Source organism: Chelativorans sp., assembly GCF_031180965.1.
Lineage (GTDB): Bacteria > Pseudomonadota > Alphaproteobacteria > Rhizobiales > Rhizobiaceae > Chelativorans.
Window position 1 is genome coordinate 18,485 of the sequence record NZ_JAPSLH010000013.1, and the last position, 17,603, is coordinate 36,087.

Genomic DNA, 17,603 nt, shown 5'->3' on the forward strand with positions numbered 1-17,603 from the left:
CCGGGGCCTTCTCTCGGCGTTGACCGCTTTCAGATTTGGCCGGGAGGGAAGACTTTACTGGCCGTTCCCCTGGCTCGCGCCGCCGACAGCGGGAACATTGACGTCGACGTCGGGCGTCTCTACCTGCGGGGCCTCGACATTCACCTCCGGTGTCGTGATGCTGGACGTCATTTCGCCGTCCACGTCGCCACCGAATATGCCGCCGCCGAAAAGGAACGCGACCACCACGATCGCTGCGATGGCGAGAATGATGCCGGCGATCATCCCAGCACCGGTCCCGCCGCCGTCGGTTTCAACGATAGTCGTCCTTTCTTCAGGTTCACGCATGTTTCTCTCCATGTCTTTGGATCATCGGTGATGCAACATTGCTGTGCAGCCGATGGTTCCGGAAGCCGATTACGCGAAACATTCGGAACAGCAGGGTTAATCATGAAGACTATCAAGTATTTCTCCCTGTCGCGGCTGCTGTACCAAGGAGCAACTTAGATATCGGCGGGTTTCGGCGGCGCTTTTCTTCAGGAGAGGCTATGGAGCGTCTCTTTACCTGACCCCCGGGCGTCTGGTTCCGGTTTTCGGTCCCGGCATCATCGCAGGGGCCATCGGCATTCTCACGACTGAACCTGGTGCCAAGAGCTCGATCTGCACGAGGCGAGGTGGGGATAGAGCCTGGATGGAGAGGGGGCGCGTGGCGAGGCGGAGAGGATCTCCGGGTTCCTGGTACGCCCAAGGGGAATCGAACCCCTGTTTCCGCCGTGAAAGGGCGGCGTCCTAGACCGCTAGACGATGGGCGCGCATGGAACGAGGCGCGTTATAGTGGCCTTCATCGACCCGGGCAACCCCGGCTGGCCGCGGGAGGCAAGATTTTTCCGGCTCAGCCACGCCGTCCGCAGCGCCAGTTCCAGTCGCGCTCCGGACCGACATCCACATGCACCGCATTGGTATGGCAGTAGGTGCCGACGCCGCCGCGCCCCGGCAGCGAGCGGGCGAAACGCGCCAGTTCCCACTTGCTGACGCCTTCGACCACGATATCGGCTGCGGCGCAGTTCATGTGCTGCGACCTCGGCGCGCCGCGCACGCGCCGGTTATAGGCAGGGCTGCGATAGCCGGAGGTGACGACGACCCGCTTGCCGAAGCGCCGTTCGATCGTCTTCAGCACATGGACCAGCCTGGGCTTGAAGCAGGAAACGTCCACGCTTTCGCGCTGCTTGAGCAGACCGTTCGGCGCCAGGCGGGCAAGACCGGCAGCGGAGGCGATCTCCACATAGCCCGCTTCCTGTTCATAGACGTCCACATCGCCCTCGTCGGTCAAGTTACCGAGCCGCACCTCGAAGAGCTGCTCGCCGGCGCGCACGCCGGGTAGCGCGTCGCCGCTGAATGCGGCGGCCTGCACCGGGGCGGTTTCTGCGGACGCCACGGCAATGACGGGCTTTTCAGCTTTCTCCGCCTTGGATCTCGCCGCCTCGGCCGCAGCCTTTGCCGCTTCGGCAGCTTGTGCGGCCTCGGCGGGCTTGGCCTTTTCGTCCGGGAAGGGCACCCTTCTCTCGGAGGGCGCAAAGAAGGCGGAAAGGAAGCTCCGCTTCTGCGGCAGCGTCTCGGCGGCTGCAGGGGCGGGTTCCGCCGCGGCTGGCGCGTCTTCGGTCTCGGCGGCTTGCGCAGCGGCTTGGATCCGCTCGGCCGGCGCTGCGGATTGAGCAGCGGCTTCGGCGGGCTCCTGCTGCTGCGCTGGAGCAGCGGCGACCTCCGGATCGGGCGCGCTTGCAGTGGATTGTTCGGCAGGGGGCGAACTATGTTGGGGCCCGGCTGCGAACAGCCCGGCAAGGAAGCCGCGCTTCTGGCGCTGGGACGGCGCGCTTTCCGCCTGGGCTGCCGGCTCTTCCTTCGGTTCCGCTGCGGCCGCTTCGGCCGACGCGACCTGATTGCCGGAGGCTGCGTCCGGCTTTGGCTGTGCCTCTTCAGCCTGCCTGTCTTCCCCCGCCGTGGGGCGGGTCGAGGGTTTAGCGTCGGCCGGCTCCGTTGCCGCCGGATCGAGGTTCAAGCCGTCGAGGGCCGGACTTCCATAGGAGGCAGGGGCAAGATTGAGCTGTGCGGCTGTGTCGGGGGCGGAGCATGATGCAGCCAGCGCACAGGCGAATACCGCGCCAGCTATGCTCCGCGTAGAGAATTGTGCCGCACTCGGTATTCCGGCCGAAGCCGATTTGTCCGCAGCCAAAAGCGATCCTCTCCGGCGCAATAAATAACGCCTCCGCCCCTGCTCGTTGAAAAGATCCCGAGCGGCGAACGCGCCTCTTCGTAGCCAAATTACGGATTCGTGGCAATATAGACCGGGTCGGCAGCCGGCGTGTGGTCTGCGGCGCCGTTCAAAAGAGATTTACGGCTGTAACAATGGCTCAGGCCCGGACATACTCGCCGGGCGCGTCGGCCAGCCACTTCTTCCGCTTATCGAGCCTGCGGGCGGGAACCCGCTCGCCCTCCTGCCGTTCGACCCAGGCCTGCCAGTGCGGCCACCAGGACCCCGGCATTTCCTGCGCGCCCGAGAGCCAATCTTCCAAGCTTTCGGCCAGCCCTTGCCGGGTCCAGTACCGGTATTTGCCAAGCGCGGGAGGATTGATGACGCCAGCGATGTGGCCGGACCCGGAGAGCACGAATTCGACCGGCCCGCCGAACAGCTTGCTGCCTTGGAAGACCGATCTTGCCGGCGCGATGTGGTCGTCCATGGCGGCGAGGTTGTAGACCGGAATTCTTATGTCGGAAAGGAAGAGGTTCTTCCCACGCAGCCGCGCCAGGCCGCGCGCAAGGTTGTTTTCCAGATAGCAGTTGCGCAGGTAATAGGAATGGTTCGCCGCCGACATGCGTGTCGAATCGGCGTTCCAGTGGAGGAGGTCGAAGGGCAGGGGCTCACGCCCGCGCAGATAATTGTTCACCACATAGGGCCAGATGAGGTCGCGCGCTCTGAGCATGTTGAAGGCGGTGGCCATGCGGTTGCCGTCCAAAAAACCTTTCTCCTTCATGGCCCGTTCCAGGGCTGCGATCTGCTCCTCGTCGACGAAGACCTTCAGATCGCCGGCATGGGTGAAGTCCACCTGGGTGGTGAAGAAGGTCGCCGAGGCGATGCGCTGGTCCTTCTCCTGCGCCATCAGGGCGAGGTCTGCGGCGAGGAGGGTGCCGCCGACGCAATAGCCGACCGCGTTGACCTTCTCCTCGCCCGTCTGCTTCGCGATCGTCGCGAGTGCGAATTCGATCCCTTCGGTCACATATTCGTCCCAGCCATGGGCGGCGTGCCGCTCGTCCGGGTTCACCCAGGAGATGACGAAGACGGTATGGCCCTGCTCGACGGCCCAGCGGATGAAGGAGCGCTGCGGGTTGAGATCGAGCACGTAGAACTTGTTGATCCAGGGAGGAACGATGATGAGCGGCCGGCGCAGCACCCTGCGGGTCGAGGGCTCATACTGGATGATCTCCGCCAGATCGTTGCGCGCCACTACCTTGCCGGGAGTGGTGGCGAGGGTTTTTCCGAGTTCGAAATTGCGGCGGTCGGACTGGCGCAGCTTGAGCTCGCCATTGCCGGTCATCAGGTCCTCGGCCAGCATGCGCATGCCGCGAACGAGGTTCTCGCCGTCCGATTCCATGGTCTCGCGCAGGAGCTGCGGGTTCGTCAGGATAAAGTTCGAAGGTGAGAGAGCCTCGGTCAGCTGACGCACATAAAAGCGCGCCTTGTGGAGCGAATGCTCGTCCAGCCCCTCCGCATTCTCGACGAGATCGGCCGCCCAGCGGGTGGTCACGAGATAAGCCTGCTTCAGGAAATCGAAGAAGGCGTTCCTCGCCCAGTCGGGATCGGCGAACCGCTTGTCGCCGGGCTCGGGCTCGATGCCGTTTTCGGTCGGCGCTCCGCTCAGGCGGCGGACGGAACTGGCCCAGATCATCATGTAGCCGGAAAGGAGCCGCGTCTGCGCCTCGAGAGCGCGGGAGGGCTCCGCCAGCCAGTATTCGGTGAGCTTGGAGAAGGTCTTCACCATATCGGCGAAGGGTTCCGGCACCACGTCGCGCCTTTCGCCCGTCTCGCGCGGACGTGCCCAGGCAGCAGCCGCCCTGCCGGCCTCCTCCAGCGCACGGGCAAGGTTGAGGGCGAAGCGCTCGGGGTCGCGCACCAGATAGGGCTCGACCGGGGCGCCTTCCTCGCGCTCTTTTGGCTCTTCCGTGCCGGCCATTCTTGCTGCTGGACCTTTCCCTCGCCGCTGTGTCAAATAGCGCCTGATCATCCTAGGACGATGTTTTAGAAGAACATATGAAAATCGCGGCCCCTGTTCGACAGTTTTCGGCCCTCGCCCTTGCGGCCGCATGTCTCATGCCGGGCCTGCTTTCGGGCTGCGCGCAGCGCGGCCAAGAGGCTGCGCCCGTCGCGGCCTCGCCCACCCAGCCCGACGGCTATCCCAATCTCAACCTGCCGGTCCGGCCGGCCGCGCCGCAGTTGACCAATGAGGAGCGCGCCGGCCTTGCGCAGGAGCTTTCCGCCAAGCGCCCCCAGGCAGGCGGCGCGGACGCCCCAGCGGCAACAGAGACGGAAAGCCTGCGGCAGCTCGCGCAGCGCCAACAGGACCTGCTCACGGAGCTCTCCTCCGGCCGGCCGCAGGCCGGCAGCGGGGATGCCGCAGAGGCAGCCGAGGCGGAAAGGTTGCGCCGGCTGGCGCAACAGCGCCAGCAGGAAATGCTGGGCCAGATCGAGAGGGCGCAGTAGTTCTCGTCGCTTCCGATCCAGGGCTGCGGAAACTATCGACCGTCCCGGCGAAGCGGTGTATGAGGGCGGCAACCCACCACTCCGGAAACAATCGTCATGGAAGAGTTCCACAAGGTTCGCCGGCTTCCGCCCTATGTGTTCGAGCAGGTCAACAGGCTGAAGGCCAGCGCCCGCTCGCGCGGCGCGGATATCATCGACCTTGGCATGGGCAATCCGGACCTGCCGACGCCGCAGGCGATCGTCAACAAGCTCTGCGAGGTGGCGCAGGACCCCCGTACACACCGGTACTCCTCCTCGCGCGGCATTCCCGGTCTGCGCCGGGCGCAAGCTGCCTACTATGCGCGCCGCTTCGGGGTGAAGCTCAACCCCGAAACGCAGATTGTCGCCACACTCGGCTCCAAGGAGGGTTTCGCCAATATGGCGCAGGCCATCACGGCGCCCGGCGACGTGGTGCTCTGCCCCAACCCGACCTACCCGATCCACGCCTTCGGCTTCATCATGTCGGGCGGCGTGGTCCGCTCCATCCCCGCCGAACCCGACCACAATTTCATCCCGGCGCTGGAGCGTGCGGTGCGCCATTCGATCCCCAAGCCGCTGGCACTCATCCTCAATTATCCTTCGAACCCGACCGCCTGCCTCGCAACCCTCGACTTCTACAAGGACGTGGTGGCCTTCGCGCGCAAGAACGACGTCATCATCCTGTCGGACCTCGCCTATGCCGAGATCTACTTCGAGGGCAGCCCGCCGCCTTCGGTCCTGGAAGTGCCTGGTGCAATGGATGTGACGGTCGAATTCACCTCCATCTCGAAGACCTTCTCCATGCCCGGCTGGCGCATGGGGTTTGCCGTCGGCAATGAGCGGCTGATCGCCGCCCTTGCCCGAGTGAAATCCTATCTCGACTACGGCGCATTCACGCCCATCCAGGTCGCGGCCGCCGCAGCCCTCAATTCGAATGGCGGCGAGATCGAGGAGGTGCGCAGCGTCTACCGCCGCCGGCGGGACGTGCTGGTCGATGCCTTCGGCCGGGCCGGCTGGCATGTGCCGCCGCCGCCGGCGACGATGTTCGCCTGGGCGCCGATCCCGGAGCCGTTCCGCCATCTGGGTTCGCTCGAATTTTCCAAGCTGCTGGTGGAGAAGGCCGATGTGGCCGTGGCGCCCGGCATCGGCTTCGGCGAGCACGGCGACGACTATGTGCGCATCGCCCTCGTGGAGAACGAACACCGGATCCGGCAGGCGGCGCGCAGCATAAAGCGCTTCCTGTCCACGGCCGCCGAACGGCCCGACAATGTGGTGTCGATCGCCGCCCATCGCTGAGCGGAACCGCAGGTATCGAGACAGAGGAAGGCTGCAGACATGGCCGATGCCTTGCGCATAGGAATTGCCGGACTTGGCACGGTGGGCGCGAGCGTCGTGCAGATGCTCGGGACAAAGGGCGCGGAGCTGACGCGGCAATGCGGACGCGAGATTGCGACCGTAGCGGTGTCGGCGCGCGACCGCGGGCGCGACCGCGGCATCGATCTCGGCAATGCGCAGTGGTTCGATGACCCGGTGGCGCTGGCGCGCTCGGCCGAGATCGACGTCTTTGTCGAACTGATCGGCGGCGAGGACGGGGCCGCGCTGGCCTCCGTGCGCACGGCGCTGGAGACGGGCCGCCATGTGGTGACAGCGAACAAGGCGCTGCTTTCCAAGCATGGGGTGCAGCTTGCCGCGATCGCCGAGAAGAAGGGCGTCTTGCTCAACTACGAGGCGGCGGTGGCCGGCGGCATCCCGGTTATCAAGACGATGCGCGAGGCGCTGGCGGGCAATCAAGTCTCCCGCGTCTTCGGCATCATGAACGGCACCTGCAACTACATCCTGACGCGCATGGAGGCGGAGGGGCTTTCCTTCGAGGAATGCCTGAAGGAGGCGCAGCGGCTCGGCTACGCGGAAGCCGACCCGACCTTCGATATTGAAGGGCACGACACGGCGCACAAGCTGTCTATCCTGACCAGCATCGCCTTCGGCTGCCGCATTTCGGCCGATGATATTTACCTCGAAGGCATCTCCAACATCACCCAAGCCGACATCCGCGCCGCAGCGGAGCTCGGCTATCGCATCAAGCTTCTTGGCGTCGCCCAGAAGACTGACAGCGGGATCGAGCAGCGCGTGCATCCCACCATGGTGCCGACCAGCTCGGTGATCGCGCAGGTGCATGGGGTGACGAACGCGGTCGCCATCGAGACGGACATGCTGGGCGAGCTCCTGCTTTCCGGGCCCGGCGCCGGTGGCAATGCCACCGCTTCGGCCGTGATCGGCGACATCGCCGACATCGCCAAGAGCAGGCCGGGCTTCCAGCATGGCCCCGTCTTCGGGCGCCCGGCGAGGGAGCTTCAGCCCTATAAGCGCGCGCGGATGCGCTCCCATGCCGGCGGGTATTTCATCCGTCTTACCGTGCACGACCGCATCGGCGTCTTCGCCGCGATCGCCCGGCGCATGGCGGACAACGACATATCGCTGGAGTCCATCGTCCAGCATGGCGATGCGACGGAGACGGAGCACAAGACCGTCATCCTCGTGACGCACGAGACGACAGAAGCGGCGGTGCGCAAGGCGGTGGAGGGCATCACCAGGGACGGCCATCTCGTCGACAAGCCCCAGGTGATCCGCATCGAGCGGGCGGCGTAGGCTAGATGTAGGAGCGCTGGCGAGGCTCCCTTAGATCTCGGAATACCAGCCAGGATCCGGCCGCGGCCGGATCGTCGTTCAGCGTTCCTGCAGCGCAAGGCGAACTCCCAGCGCGCAGTAGATGCTGCCGACCACCTTGCCTTGCCATTTCAGCACGGTTGGATTGCGGCGCAGCAAGGTGCCGAGGCTTCCGGCCGACACGGCGAACACCACCGTGCTGATCAGGCCCAGCAGCACGAAGATCATTCCCAGGACGGTCAGCTGAAGAGAGACCGATCCGGCATCGGGGCGGACGAATTGCGGCAGGAAGGCCAGGAAGAAGAGCGCGGTCTTCGGATTGAGAACTTCTGCCAGGATCGCCTGCCGGAATGCCTGACGCGCCGTGATCGGGAGGGTGTGGGCGGTTGGCTCGGCAGGCGTCTTCGCAAGGATCGCTTGGATGCCGAGATAGAACAGGTAGGCCGCGCCAATATATTTGACGATGCTGAAGAGCGTTGTAGAGGCGGCAATGACGGCGGAGATGCCGATGATCGCCATGAAGGTGTGAATGACGTCGCCGGCGGCGATCCCTGCGCCGGTAGCGATGCCCACCTTCATGCCCGAACTCGTCGCCCGCGCGACGGTCAGGAGCGTTGCAGGGCCGGGTATGAAGACGAAACCAACAACGATGGTGATGTAGGTAGCCAGTAAGGTCCAGTCGATCATCCGGCGGCTCCTCCGCAGCAATCCTGGCCAAGAGGGCCACCCGCCTGCACGAAAAGCAATGGCTGATTTGCGCCCGACGCGGCAGCCGGCTGAGAGGAAGCGCCCGCTGCATCTAAGCTCGCTCTGACCGGCCACCGAAGAAAATGCTGGAGGGTCATATTTATTCAACCGATTCAAGTTAATAGCCGGAGCAGAGGGCCTCTTGCTGTCGAACCGTCTCTTTGCCACAAGAGGTCACCATTTAGCGGAACACAATGCTCGTCGCACTTCTTCCGGAGAACAGGGATGAACTTCATGCCGAAATCCGCCCATGCCGGTCTCGACCGGATCCTCACGCTCGAGCTCGTCCGCGTGACGGAGCGCGCCGCCGTGGCGGCGGCCAGGTTGCGCGGGCGCGGCGACGAGAAGGCAGCCGACCAGGCGGCGGTGGACGCGATGCGTTCTGAGCTGAACCGGCTGCCGATCAAAGGCACGGTCGTGATCGGCGAGGGCGAGCGCGACGAGGCGCCGATGCTTTACATCGGCGAGGAGGTCGGCCTGGGCGAGGGGCCGGAGGTCGATATCGCCCTTGATCCGCTCGAGGGCACGACCATTTGCGCCAAGAACCTTCCCAATTCGCTGGCTGTGATCGCCATCGCTGAGCGCGGAAGCCTGCTCTACGCGCCCGACGTCTATATGGAGAAGATCGCGGTCGGCCCGGGCTATCCCGACGGCATCGTCAATCTCGATGCGCCTGCGGCGGAGAACATCGAGAACCTTGCCAAAGCCAAGGGCGTGCCGGTGTCAGAGGTCACGGCTTGCATCCTCGACCGTCCGCGCCATGCGCGCCTGATCGAGGAGGTTCGGGCAACCGGCGCCGCCATCCGCCTGATCGGCGACGGCGACGTGGCCGGCGTGATCCACACGACGGACCCGGACAACACGGGAATCGACATCTATTTGGGCATCGGCGGTGCTCCGGAAGGCGTGCTGGCGGCGGCGGCGCTGCGCTGCATCGGCGGGCAGATGCAGGGCCGGCTGCAGCTCAATACCGAGGAGAAGGTGGCCCGCGCGGCCAAGATGGGCATTTCCGAGCCGAACAAGGTCTACCGCATGGAGGAGATGGCGAAGGGCGACGTGCTCTTTGCTGCCACCGGCGTGACGGACGGCAATCTCCTCTCCGGCGTGAAGTTCGCGCGCGACTATATTCAGACCCACACGATCGTCATGCGCTCGTCCTCGCGCACCGTGCGCGAGATCAAGGCGCGGCATCAGGATTTGGAAAAGTTTTAGATTTTTTGCAATTCGGGGCGCCGAGCGTCTATCTTCGCCCGCAAGGTTGGGTGAATGATGTTGAACGGCGAACGGCGGTATTTTCTCGGCGTGCAAAAATCGGCGCGCGGCGTCTCGTGGGAGCACCGTCTCGATGCGCGGGGCGAAAACCTGGCGCTCGGCATGGCCCAGAGCCACGGAATGCCGGAAATCGTCGCCCGCGTGCTGGCGGGCCGCGGCGTCCCGCAGGATGAGGCGGCGCGCTTTCTTGCGCCCTCCATCCGCGATTTGCTGCCCGACCCCTCAACCCTCACGGACATGGAGGAGGCCGCCCAGCGCATTGCCGGGGCGGTGCTTGCCGGAGAGAAGGTGGCCATCTTCGGCGACTATGACGTGGACGGCGCTGTCTCTTCCGCCATTTTGAAGCGGTTCTTGTCCCACTACGGCGTGACGGCGGATATCTACATCCCTGACCGGCTGTTCGAGGGCTATGGGCCAAATCCGGAAGCCATGCGCGAGCTGGTCCGACGCGGGGCCACTCTGATCGTGACGGTGGATTGCGGCACCAATAGCGCGCCATCGATTGCCGCGGCGAAGGAGTTGGGTGCGGACGTGGTCGTCCTCGACCACCATCAGGTGGGCGGTCCGCTGCCCGAGGCCGCCGCCGTCGTCAATCCCAACCGGGAGGACGACCTGTCGGGGCAGGGCCATCTATGCGCCGCGGGCGTCGTATTCCTGGCTCTGGTGCAGACGACGAGAATCCTGCGCAAGAAGCTCGCCGCCACGTCGCCGCCGGACTTGTTGATGATGCTCGACCTGGTGGCCCTTGCCACGATTTGCGACGTGGTGCCGCTCGTGGGGGTGAACCGTGCCTTTGTCGCGAAGGGGCTGGTGGCCGCGCGCCAGCTGAGGACCCCGGGGCTCTCGGCGCTCGCCCGCGTGTCGCGCATCGGCGAGCCGCTCAACTGCCATCACCTGGGCTTTCTGCTCGGCCCGCGCATCAATGCCGGCGGGCGCATTGGCAACGCGGCGTTGGGCAGCCTCCTGCTCGCCACGCTCGAGCCGAGCGAAGCCGAAGCGATCGCCGACACGCTGGACCGGCTCAATCGCGAGAGGCAGGACATGGAAGCGGCCATGCTGGCCGAGGCCCGCGCGGAGGCCGACGCGGAGCTGATGAACGGCTCCGGCCCCGCCATAATGGTGACGGCGAGCGAGACCTGGCATCCCGGCATTGTCGGGCTGATCGCCTCGCGGCTGAAGGATCATGCCCGCCGCCCCGCCTTCGCCATCGCCTTCGATCAAAACGGAACGGGCACCGGCTCCGGCCGCTCGATCACCGGCTTCGATCTCGGCCGGCTGGTTCGCGAGGCGGTTTCCGAAGGGCTGCTGGTGAAGGGCGGCGGACATGCAATGGCCGCGGGCATCACGGTCGAGCGCGGGAAACTGGGCGCGCTCCGTGCCTTCTTCGAGGAGAATGCGGCTGGTGTGGTCGCCTCCCTGCGCGAGGCCGAAAGCCTGAAGATCGACGCCGCACTCTCGGCCGACGGCGCGACGCTCGACCTTCTGGAGACGCTGGAGGCCGCGGGGCCCTACGGCTCGGGCCATCCCGCCCCTGTCCTCGCATTGCCGCGCCATCGGCTGGTGGACGCCAAGCTGGTCGGCAACGGCCATGTGCGGGCTGATTTGCGCTCCCATTCGGGCGCGAAGCTGCAGGCGATCGCCTTCCGCGCCGCTGAGACGGAGCTCGGGAACTTCCTCTTCGCCCATCGCGGCGCGACGGTTCATATCGCGGGCAATCTCGCCGTCAACCACTGGAACGGCAGCCGCTCCGTGCAATTCCGCATCACCGATGCGGCAGCGGACGCATGACCGGGGATCTGCGGGGATACGAGCTCCGGCCGTCGACCGCGGCTGACCGTGATGCAATTGCCCATGTCTGGCACGCCAGCGCGAGCTTGCCTCGGGTGGGCCCGCCGGACATACCGACCGTTGAAGAGTTGCGAACACGTATCGATCTGGAGCTTGCAGCAGGTTGGAGCATAACGGTCGCCGTCCGTGACGGCGATGTGATCGGTTTTGTGGCTATCAAGCCGCAGGCACCGGTTCTCGACCAGCTGTTCGTTCGACCTGGATATCTCGGCATCGGCGTCGGCAGGGCGCTTCTGGAGCACGCCATGGCGGCGATGCCGGACGGGTTCACCCTGCATACGAGGTCGGGCAACTGGAGAGCGCGCCGGTTCTATGAGAAAGCCGGCCTGACCTTCCTCCGCGAAGACGTGCATCCCCGAACGGGTGATCCGGTGTCGCACTATGGTTGGAAGATTCGGTAGGGCGGCAGTCCCTGTTTCCAGCATTGCGCTGAGAAGACGGCCGCCCTTCTGTGACTTACGCCAGCACCGTCAGCATGCGCTCGATCTCCGAGAGCTGCGCCTTGGTGGTGTCGTAACCGATCTGGATGGCCTCGCCGGCGCGATAGAACTCCGTGAGCCCGATATGCCCGAGCTTGGGCTGCAGCGACAGGTCGGGCGGGTCGCCGGCGAGCCGGGCGCGGGAGATGCGGTCCTGGATGATGTTGAAGGCTTCGACCATCACGCCGGTGATGCCGAGCCTCGAATCGTGCCGGTTCGGACCCCTTTCGACAATGAGAGGGGCCTTCACACCGTCGAGCTGCTGTCCCTCCCTTTCCGGGAGATCGGCGCTGTGCCGGATGACGGCGGCCCGGCCGAAGAGGTCGTAGTGCAGGTTGACGGCCACGACGAGCGGCTGCTCGTAGGCCCGGCACACGGAGACGGGCACCGGATTGACCAGGGCGCCGTCCATCAGGACGCGGCCATTGCACACGACCGGCTCGAAGACGCCGGGCAGGGCGTAGGAAGCACGCATGGCCGTTATGAGGGAGCCGCTGGAGATCCAGATCTCGTGCCCGGTGCGGATCTCCGCCGCCACGCAGACGAAGGGCCGGCCGAGATCGGCAAATGTGAGGCCTTCCAGATGCTCCTGCATGCGGGTCGTGAGCTTCATGCCGCCGAACAGCCCGCTGCCGCCGAAATTGAGATCGAGCAGGCCGAGGATGCGGCGGCGCGTCAAGGACCGAGCGAAATCTTCGAGCTGATCCAGCTTGCCGGCGAGATAGCACCCGCCGACCAACGCGCCGATGGAGGTGCCGGCGACCATGGCGACGCGGATGCCAGCCTCGTCCAGCGCGCGGAGGACGCCGATATGGGCCCAGCCACGCGCCGCCCCGCCGCCGAGCGCGAGCGCAATGCCCGGACCGGCGCTTTCCCGAGGAGCGTGAGTGGAAGGAGGAGGTTTCAGACCCGCCGTGTCGGCGCTATCCGCCTTGGCGCGCAGCGGCCCCCAGTCGAGCATCGCAATCTCCTTGTCCCCGCCTAGAGGCTAAGGCGGTTTGGTAATGAATTCATGAACCGGGGAGGCAGGTTCGAAGGGTTTGGCAGTGGCAATATCAACCGCTGTCGGCCAGAATTGGGCGACCGCCGACAAGGTTTACGTTTCGGTAGAAGCAGGAACGCCGCCCCGTGTGACAGGTGGCTCCCCGCCCTTCCACACGGACAATCAATTGCAGCGCGTCCTGGTCGCAGTCGGTGCGGATTGCCACCACGTGCTGCAGATTGCCGGAAGTCTCTCCCTTTTTCCAGAGGGCGCTTCGCGAGCGCGACCAGTAGTGAGCGATGCCGGTGTCGAGGGTGGTTGCCAGCGCCTCGGCATTCATATGCGCGACCATGAGGAGCGCACCGTCATCGGCGTCGGTCACCACGGCCGTGATCAGGCCGTTGGCGTCGAAACGGGGCGTGAAGGCGGTGCCTTCCTCCAGTTCGGACTTGTCCGAGGGTGGTGGGGAAAAGCGGGACTCCGACATCACCGCTCCCTCAGCCGTTGCGCGGGTCGCGCACCATGGTGATGAAGCGCACCTGCTCTTCCGGCTGCTCCTTGAAGGCGCCGGTGAAGGTGGTGGTGATGGTGTTGGAGCCTTGCTTGCGGATGCCGCGCATGGACATGCACATGTGCTCCGCCTCTATCATGACCGCTGCGCCGCGCGGCTTCAGGATCTCCTGGATCGCGCCGGCGATCTGCGCCGTCATCGACTCCTGCGTCTGCAGGCGTCGGGCGAAGATGTCGACCACGCGCGCGATCTTCGACAAGCCAACGACCTTCCCGTCGGGCAGATAGGCCACATGCGCCCTGCCGATGATCGGCACCATGTGGTGCTCGCAATGGGAGTGGAAGGAGATGTCCTTGAGCACCACCATGTCGTCGAAGCCGGCCACCTCCTCGAAGGTGCGCCCGAGCTCGTCGGCGGGGCAGAGATCATATCCTGCGAACAGCTCGCGATAGGCCTTCACCACGCGCGCCGGCGTCTCCTTGAGCCCTTCGCGGTCCGGGTCGTCGCCGGCCCAGCGCAGAAGAATCCTAACCGCCGCTTCCGCCTCCTCGCGGCTCGGCCGGTTCGTGACCGGCTTGTCCATGTAGGCGGATTTTTCGGCCGGGACGGCAGTCTGGTCGGGACGAGGCGGAAAGCTCTTGATGATCGCGTCCATGTTAAGGCGTCTCCCGTAGCCCCTGTCGCGGCAGAGGCGAGTTGAACGGTCACTGCCTTTCGCGGGTATCGGGGAGCTCTGTCCCGCCCGTAAGCGGCGTGGTCGGCGGACAGGTCCTTGCCGTCCGCCGGATACCCTCACTATATAGTTTTGGAACGGCGCAAATGAAAGATACATGCGCGACAAGCGATGCTTGGATCGCGCCGGCAGGCGGAAAATCCATGATCGATGATGTCTACAACGCAAAAATTCTTGGCTTTGCCGGCAATATCCGTCGGATCGGCCGTCTCGCCGACGCGGACGCCACCGCCACGGCGCATTCGAAGCTGTGCGGATCGACGGTGACGGTCGATCTCAAAATGGCAGACGGCGTGGTAACGGATTTCGCGCATGAGGTGCGCGCCTGTGCCCTCGGCCAGGCCTCTTCCTCGATCATGGCGCAGAATGTGGTGGGCGCCAGCGCCGAAGAACTGCGCGCCGTGCGCGAGGCCATGCGCCGCATGCTCAAGGAAAACGCCGCGCCTCCGGAAGGCCGTTTCGCCGACCTGAAATATCTGGAACCCGTGCGCGACTACAAGGCGCGTCACGCCTCCACCATGCTGACGTTCGACGCAGTGGTGGACTGCATCGACCAGATCGAGCGCAAACGGGCCGGAAAGGCAGCCTGAGACCAGACGAGCCATGCGCCCCTCCGAAGCCCTTGCAAAGCACCGCGAAGAGGTCCTGGAGATCCTTGCCCGCTACCCGGTGAGCAATCCTCGTGTCTTCGGCTCCGCAGCGAGGGGCGAGGATACGGAGGAAAGCGACCTGGACCTGCTAGTAGAGCGGGTCGGTCCAATGAGCTATTTCGATCTTTTCACGTTGGAGGACGAGCTCAAATCCGTGCTGGGGTGTGAAGTGGAAGTTTTTACCAATCTTAAGCCCCATGTAGCCGCTTCAGTCGCCCCCGAACTCCGTGCGCTCTGACAGCATGAACGATACATCGCGCCTGCTCTCGTCCGATATAGTGTTCTGGGGCGAAAGAGTCGCGGCCCACACCGAAGGGCTGACGGAGCAACAGTTCCTCAACGATGATCTCGCGGCTGATGTGGTGTGCTGGTGCTTACGTTGCATCGGCGAAGCGGCGGGAGCGCTATATCGCTCCAACGCGACGTTACGATCGTTCGATCCGGCGCTCGACCTGGTAAAGGCGTACGGGATGCGCAATCGCCTCGCACACGATTATGGAGGAATCGATCTCGGTGTCGTGTGGCAGGCGGCGACGGTATCGGTCCCCGCAATGGTCCTCGCCGCGCGGCAAGTTATCCAGCGGGGCACATGAAGCCCTCCCGAAACTGGTCCGGCGCCTGGCCGAAAACGCCGGGGCGTGTGCTCGGCACGTCGATGGTGCGGCTCTACCAACTCACGCTTTCCGGCTTCCTCGGCAATTCCTGCCGGCATTTTCCCACCTGCTCGGAATATGCCTATGAGGCGATTGCCCGCCATGGCCTATGGGCTGGCGGTTGGATGGGGCTCTTCCGGTTCGCACGTTGCGGACCGGGCGGAACGCACGGTATCGATCCGGTGCCGGAGCGGCTTTCGACCGGCCATGCCTGGTGGGCGCCCTGGCGCTATTGGCGGCCGTAAGCTTTCGGCAACCGGTCTTTACGCCGGGCGCGGATGCCGCTACATGCGGCAATCTCACCGTTCACCACCCGCGCTCGTTGGCGGGACTGGATAAGGAGATATCGTATGGCCGTTTCCCTGACATTTCCCGATGGCTCGGTGCGCGACTTCGACGCTGCGACGACCGGTGCCGCCATTGCCGAATCTATCTCCAAATCACTGGCCAAGAAGGCCGTGGCCTATGCGCTGGACGGCACGTTGCATGACCTTTCCGACCCGGTCGGACGCAACGGCAAGATAGAGATTATCACCCGCGAGGACCCGCGCGCTCTGGAGCTGATCCGCCATGACGCCGCGCATGTGATGGCCGAGGCGGTGCAGGAACTTTGGCCAGGCACCCAGGTGACCATCGGCCCGGTGATCGAAAACGGCTTCTACTACGATTTCGCCCGCAACGAGCCCTTCACGCCGGAGGATCTCCCCGTCATCGAAAAAAAGATGCGGGAGATCGTTGAGCGCAACGAACGGTTCAGAAAGGAAGTATGGCCGCGCGAGAAGGCCAAGAAAGTCTTCGCCGAGAAGGGGGAGAACTACAAGGTCGAACTGCTCGACGCCATTCCCGGGGGTGAGGACGTCAAGATCTACTTCCAGGGGGATTGGTTCGACCTCTGCCGCGGGCCTCACATGGTCTCGACGGGGCAGATCGGAAAGGCGTTCAAGCTGATGAAGGTGGCGGGCGCCTATTGGCGCGGCGATGCAAGGAACGCCATGCTGACCCGCATCTACGGGACCGCCTGGGCGGATCAGGCGCAACTCGATACTTACCTCCAGATGCTGGAGGAGGCGGAAAAGCGCGACCATCGCCGCCTCGGCCGCGAGATGGACCTGTTCCACTTTCAGGAGGAGGGTCCGGGCGTCGTCTTCTGGCACGCCAAGGGCTGGCGCATGTTCCAAAACCTGGTCTCCTATATGCGCCGCCGGCTGGACGGCGTCTATCAGGAGGTCAATGCCCCGCAGGTGCTCGATTCCTCCCTTTGGCAGACCTCGGGCCACTGGGGCTGGTACAAGGAGAACATGTTCAAGGTCGAGTGCGCGGACGAGGAGGCGGAGGATCAGCACGTTTTTGCGCTGAAGCCGATGAACTGCCCGGGCCACGTGCAGATCTTCAAGCACGGCTTGAAGTCATACCGAGATCTACCTATTCGGCTTGCAGAATTTGGTGCCGTGCACCGCTACGAACCTTCGGGGGCGCTGCACGGCCTGATGCGCGTGCGCGGCTTCACCCAGGACGATGCGCATATCTTTTGCACCGAGGACCAACTGGCCGAGGAGTGCTTGAAGATCAACGATCTGATTCTGTCCACCTATGCTGATTTCGGGTTCCAGGAGATCAGGGTCCTGTTCTCGACCCGGCCCGAAAAGCGGGTGGGCTCGGACGCGCTTTGGGATCACGCCGAGGAGATCATGGGCGAGGTCCTGAAGCAGATTCAGCGCTCCGACGATCGCATCAAGACGGCGATCAATCCCGGCGACGGCGCCTTCTACGGGCCGAAATTCGACTATGTGCTGAAAGACGCGATCGGCCGCGAATGGCAGTGCGGGACGACCCAGGTGGACTTCAACCTGCCCGAGCGCTTCGGCGCCTTCTACATAGACAAGGACTCGGAGAAGAAGCAGCCGGTCATGGTGCACCGCGCCATCTGCGGATCGATGGAGCGCTTCCTCGGCATCCTCATCGAGAACTATGCCGGGCATTTCCCTCTATGGTTCGCGCCTCTGCAGGTCGTCGTGGCGACGATCACCTCGGATGCCGATGACTATGCCCGGGATGTCGCGCGGCGGCTGAAGGGGGCTGGACTGACGGCGGAGACGGACCTGCGCAACGAGAAGATCAACTACAAGGTCCGCGAGCATTCTCTCGCCAAGGTTCCGGTTATCCTCGTCTGCGGCAAGCGCGAGGCGGAGGAGGGCACGGTGAACATGCGCCGGCTCGGCAGCCGCGACCAGGCTTCGCTTTCGCTGGAAGAGGCGGTTGCGCAGCTTTCCGCGGAGGCCACCCCGCCGGATCTTCGCCGCAACAGCGTTTAGCA

The 17,603-nt window shown here is 64.7% G+C and carries 18 protein-coding genes and 1 tRNA gene; 11 read left to right on the forward strand and 8 right to left on the reverse strand.

Translation table 11 applies throughout. From position 1 onward, the window contains the following. Positions 1–54 precede the first annotated feature (54 nt). The 4 genes from RIN79_RS11715 to RIN79_RS11730 all read right to left on the reverse strand — a co-directional run bounded on the left by RIN79_RS11715 (position 55) and on the right by RIN79_RS11730 (position 4,205). A complete protein-coding gene (locus RIN79_RS11715) occupies positions 55–327 on the reverse strand; it encodes a hypothetical protein (RefSeq protein WP_309084844.1) in 273 nt (90 codons plus the stop codon). Positions 328–715: 388 nt separating this feature from the next. Continuing rightward, a tRNA-Glu gene (locus tag RIN79_RS11720) sits at positions 716–791 on the reverse strand. Positions 792–871: 80 nt separating this feature from the next. Beyond that, the gene (locus RIN79_RS11725; protein ID WP_309084845.1) at positions 872–2,035 is read right to left on the reverse strand and encodes a YcbK family protein; all 1,164 of its coding nucleotides are present in this window, start codon (positions 2,033–2,035) and stop codon (positions 872–874) included. Between the two features lie 352 nt (positions 2,036–2,387). Next, positions 2,388–4,205, reverse strand: a complete 1,818-nt coding sequence (locus RIN79_RS11730) for a class I poly(R)-hydroxyalkanoic acid synthase (RefSeq protein ID WP_309084846.1) — start codon at positions 4,203–4,205, stop codon at positions 2,388–2,390. A gap of 77 nt (positions 4,206–4,282) precedes the next feature. On the opposite strand from RIN79_RS11730, the gene RIN79_RS11735 reads away from it, so the two are divergent. The 3 genes from RIN79_RS11735 (at position 4,283) to RIN79_RS11745 (ending at position 7,396) form a co-directional block, all read left to right on the forward strand. Beyond that, positions 4,283–4,732, forward strand: coding sequence for a hypothetical protein (locus tag RIN79_RS11735; RefSeq protein ID WP_309084847.1), 450 nt, complete (start codon positions 4,283–4,285; stop codon positions 4,730–4,732). 96 nt (positions 4,733–4,828) lie between these two features. After that, entirely contained in the window at positions 4,829–6,046 is a 1,218-nt protein-coding gene (locus tag RIN79_RS11740) for an LL-diaminopimelate aminotransferase (protein ID WP_309084848.1), read from the forward strand. Positions 6,047–6,085: 39 nt separating this feature from the next. Continuing rightward, complete coding sequence (locus tag RIN79_RS11745; RefSeq protein WP_309084849.1) at positions 6,086–7,396, forward strand: homoserine dehydrogenase; 1,311 nt, start codon at positions 6,086–6,088, stop codon at positions 7,394–7,396. A 78-nt stretch (positions 7,397–7,474) separates the two neighbouring features. On the opposite strand, the gene RIN79_RS11750 is transcribed toward RIN79_RS11745, so the two are convergent. Beyond that, positions 7,475–8,101 carry a LysE family translocator gene (locus RIN79_RS11750; RefSeq protein ID WP_309084850.1) on the reverse strand — a complete coding sequence of 209 codons (627 nt, stop codon included), beginning with the start codon at positions 8,099–8,101 and terminating at the stop codon, positions 7,475–7,477. Positions 8,102–8,395: 294 nt separating this feature from the next. On the opposite strand from RIN79_RS11750, the gene glpX reads away from it, so the two are divergent. The 3 genes from glpX to RIN79_RS11765 are packed head-to-tail and all read left to right on the forward strand — an operon-like array spanning position 8,396 to position 11,682. Continuing rightward, positions 8,396–9,373, forward strand: coding sequence for a class II fructose-bisphosphatase (gene glpX / locus RIN79_RS11755; RefSeq protein ID WP_309084930.1), 978 nt, complete (start codon positions 8,396–8,398; stop codon positions 9,371–9,373). Between the two features lie 57 nt (positions 9,374–9,430). Then, positions 9,431–11,221, forward strand: coding sequence for a single-stranded-DNA-specific exonuclease RecJ (gene recJ, locus RIN79_RS11760; protein WP_309084931.1), 1,791 nt, complete (start codon positions 9,431–9,433; stop codon positions 11,219–11,221). Beyond that, positions 11,218–11,682 carry a GNAT family N-acetyltransferase gene (locus tag RIN79_RS11765; protein ID WP_309084851.1) on the forward strand — a complete coding sequence of 155 codons (465 nt, stop codon included), beginning with the start codon at positions 11,218–11,220 and terminating at the stop codon, positions 11,680–11,682. Before recJ ends, RIN79_RS11765 begins: the two co-directional genes overlap by 4 nt. 55 nt (positions 11,683–11,737) lie before the next feature. On the opposite strand, the gene RIN79_RS11770 is transcribed toward RIN79_RS11765, so the two are convergent. The 3 genes from RIN79_RS11770 to folE form a co-directional block, all read right to left on the reverse strand. Next, positions 11,738–12,721 (reverse strand): patatin-like phospholipase family protein, encoded by a 984-nt coding sequence (locus RIN79_RS11770; RefSeq protein WP_309084852.1) that lies wholly within the window; start codon positions 12,719–12,721, stop codon positions 11,738–11,740. A 94-nt stretch (positions 12,722–12,815) separates the two neighbouring features. Then, positions 12,816–13,229 carry a phosphoribosyl-AMP cyclohydrolase gene (hisI, locus tag RIN79_RS11775; protein ID WP_309084853.1) on the reverse strand — a complete coding sequence of 138 codons (414 nt, stop codon included), beginning with the start codon at positions 13,227–13,229 and terminating at the stop codon, positions 12,816–12,818. A 10-nt stretch (positions 13,230–13,239) separates the two neighbouring features. After that, positions 13,240–13,908: a GTP cyclohydrolase I FolE gene (folE, locus tag RIN79_RS11780; protein ID WP_309084854.1), complete on the reverse strand. Its 669-nt coding sequence runs from the start codon at positions 13,906–13,908 to the stop codon at positions 13,240–13,242. 221 nt (positions 13,909–14,129) lie between these two features. Here folE and RIN79_RS11785 point away from each other — a divergent pair, with 221 nt between their 5' ends. The 5 genes from RIN79_RS11785 (at position 14,130) to thrS (ending at position 17,601) form a co-directional block, all read left to right on the forward strand. Then, positions 14,130–14,576: an iron-sulfur cluster assembly scaffold protein gene (locus RIN79_RS11785; RefSeq protein WP_309084932.1), complete on the forward strand. Its 447-nt coding sequence runs from the start codon at positions 14,130–14,132 to the stop codon at positions 14,574–14,576. 13 nt (positions 14,577–14,589) lie between these two features. Then, positions 14,590–14,874 (forward strand): nucleotidyltransferase family protein, encoded by a 285-nt coding sequence (locus RIN79_RS11790; RefSeq protein WP_309084855.1) that lies wholly within the window; start codon positions 14,590–14,592, stop codon positions 14,872–14,874. 4 nt (positions 14,875–14,878) lie between these two features. Beyond that, positions 14,879–15,229, forward strand: a complete 351-nt coding sequence (locus tag RIN79_RS11795) for a HepT-like ribonuclease domain-containing protein (protein ID WP_309084856.1) — start codon at positions 14,879–14,881, stop codon at positions 15,227–15,229. After that, positions 15,226–15,534, forward strand: a complete 309-nt coding sequence (yidD, locus tag RIN79_RS11800; RefSeq protein WP_309084857.1) for a membrane protein insertion efficiency factor YidD — start codon at positions 15,226–15,228, stop codon at positions 15,532–15,534. Before RIN79_RS11795 ends, yidD begins: the two co-directional genes overlap by 4 nt. 105 nt (positions 15,535–15,639) lie before the next feature. Next, complete coding sequence (gene thrS, locus RIN79_RS11805; protein ID WP_309084858.1) at positions 15,640–17,601, forward strand: threonine--tRNA ligase; 1,962 nt, start codon at positions 15,640–15,642, stop codon at positions 17,599–17,601. The last annotated feature ends 2 nt before the right edge of the window (positions 17,602–17,603 follow it).

Bases quoted from the DNA above. Each gene is read 5' to 3' on its own strand.
- RIN79_RS11715 (WP_309084844.1), bottom strand. From the start codon at position 327: ATGCGTGAACCTGAAGAAAGGACGACTATCGTTGAAACCGACGGCGGC.
- RIN79_RS11730 (WP_309084846.1), bottom strand. From the start codon at position 4,205: ATGGCCGGCACGGAAGAGCCAAAAGAGCGCGAGGAAGGCGCCCCGGTC.
- RIN79_RS11735 (WP_309084847.1), top strand. From the start codon at position 4,283: ATGAAAATCGCGGCCCCTGTTCGACAGTTTTCGGCCCTCGCCCTTGCG.
- RIN79_RS11740 (WP_309084848.1), top strand. From the start codon at position 4,829: ATGGAAGAGTTCCACAAGGTTCGCCGGCTTCCGCCCTATGTGTTCGAG.
- RIN79_RS11745 (WP_309084849.1), top strand. From the start codon at position 6,086: ATGGCCGATGCCTTGCGCATAGGAATTGCCGGACTTGGCACGGTGGGC.
- RIN79_RS11750 (WP_309084850.1), bottom strand. From the start codon at position 8,101: ATGATCGACTGGACCTTACTGGCTACCTACATCACCATCGTTGTTGGT.
- glpX (WP_309084930.1), top strand. From the start codon at position 8,396: ATGCCGAAATCCGCCCATGCCGGTCTCGACCGGATCCTCACGCTCGAG.
- recJ (WP_309084931.1), top strand. From the start codon at position 9,431: ATGTTGAACGGCGAACGGCGGTATTTTCTCGGCGTGCAAAAATCGGCG.
- RIN79_RS11765 (WP_309084851.1), top strand. From the start codon at position 11,218: ATGACCGGGGATCTGCGGGGATACGAGCTCCGGCCGTCGACCGCGGCT.
- RIN79_RS11770 (WP_309084852.1), bottom strand. From the start codon at position 12,721: ATGCTCGACTGGGGGCCGCTGCGCGCCAAGGCGGATAGCGCCGACACG.
- hisI (WP_309084853.1), bottom strand. From the start codon at position 13,229: ATGTCGGAGTCCCGCTTTTCCCCACCACCCTCGGACAAGTCCGAACTG.
- folE (WP_309084854.1), bottom strand. From the start codon at position 13,908: ATGGACGCGATCATCAAGAGCTTTCCGCCTCGTCCCGACCAGACTGCC.
- RIN79_RS11785 (WP_309084932.1), top strand. From the start codon at position 14,130: ATGATCGATGATGTCTACAACGCAAAAATTCTTGGCTTTGCCGGCAAT.
- RIN79_RS11790 (WP_309084855.1), top strand. From the start codon at position 14,590: ATGCGCCCCTCCGAAGCCCTTGCAAAGCACCGCGAAGAGGTCCTGGAG.
- RIN79_RS11795 (WP_309084856.1), top strand. From the start codon at position 14,879: ATGAACGATACATCGCGCCTGCTCTCGTCCGATATAGTGTTCTGGGGC.
- yidD (WP_309084857.1), top strand. From the start codon at position 15,226: ATGAAGCCCTCCCGAAACTGGTCCGGCGCCTGGCCGAAAACGCCGGGG.
- thrS (WP_309084858.1), top strand. From the start codon at position 15,640: ATGGCCGTTTCCCTGACATTTCCCGATGGCTCGGTGCGCGACTTCGAC.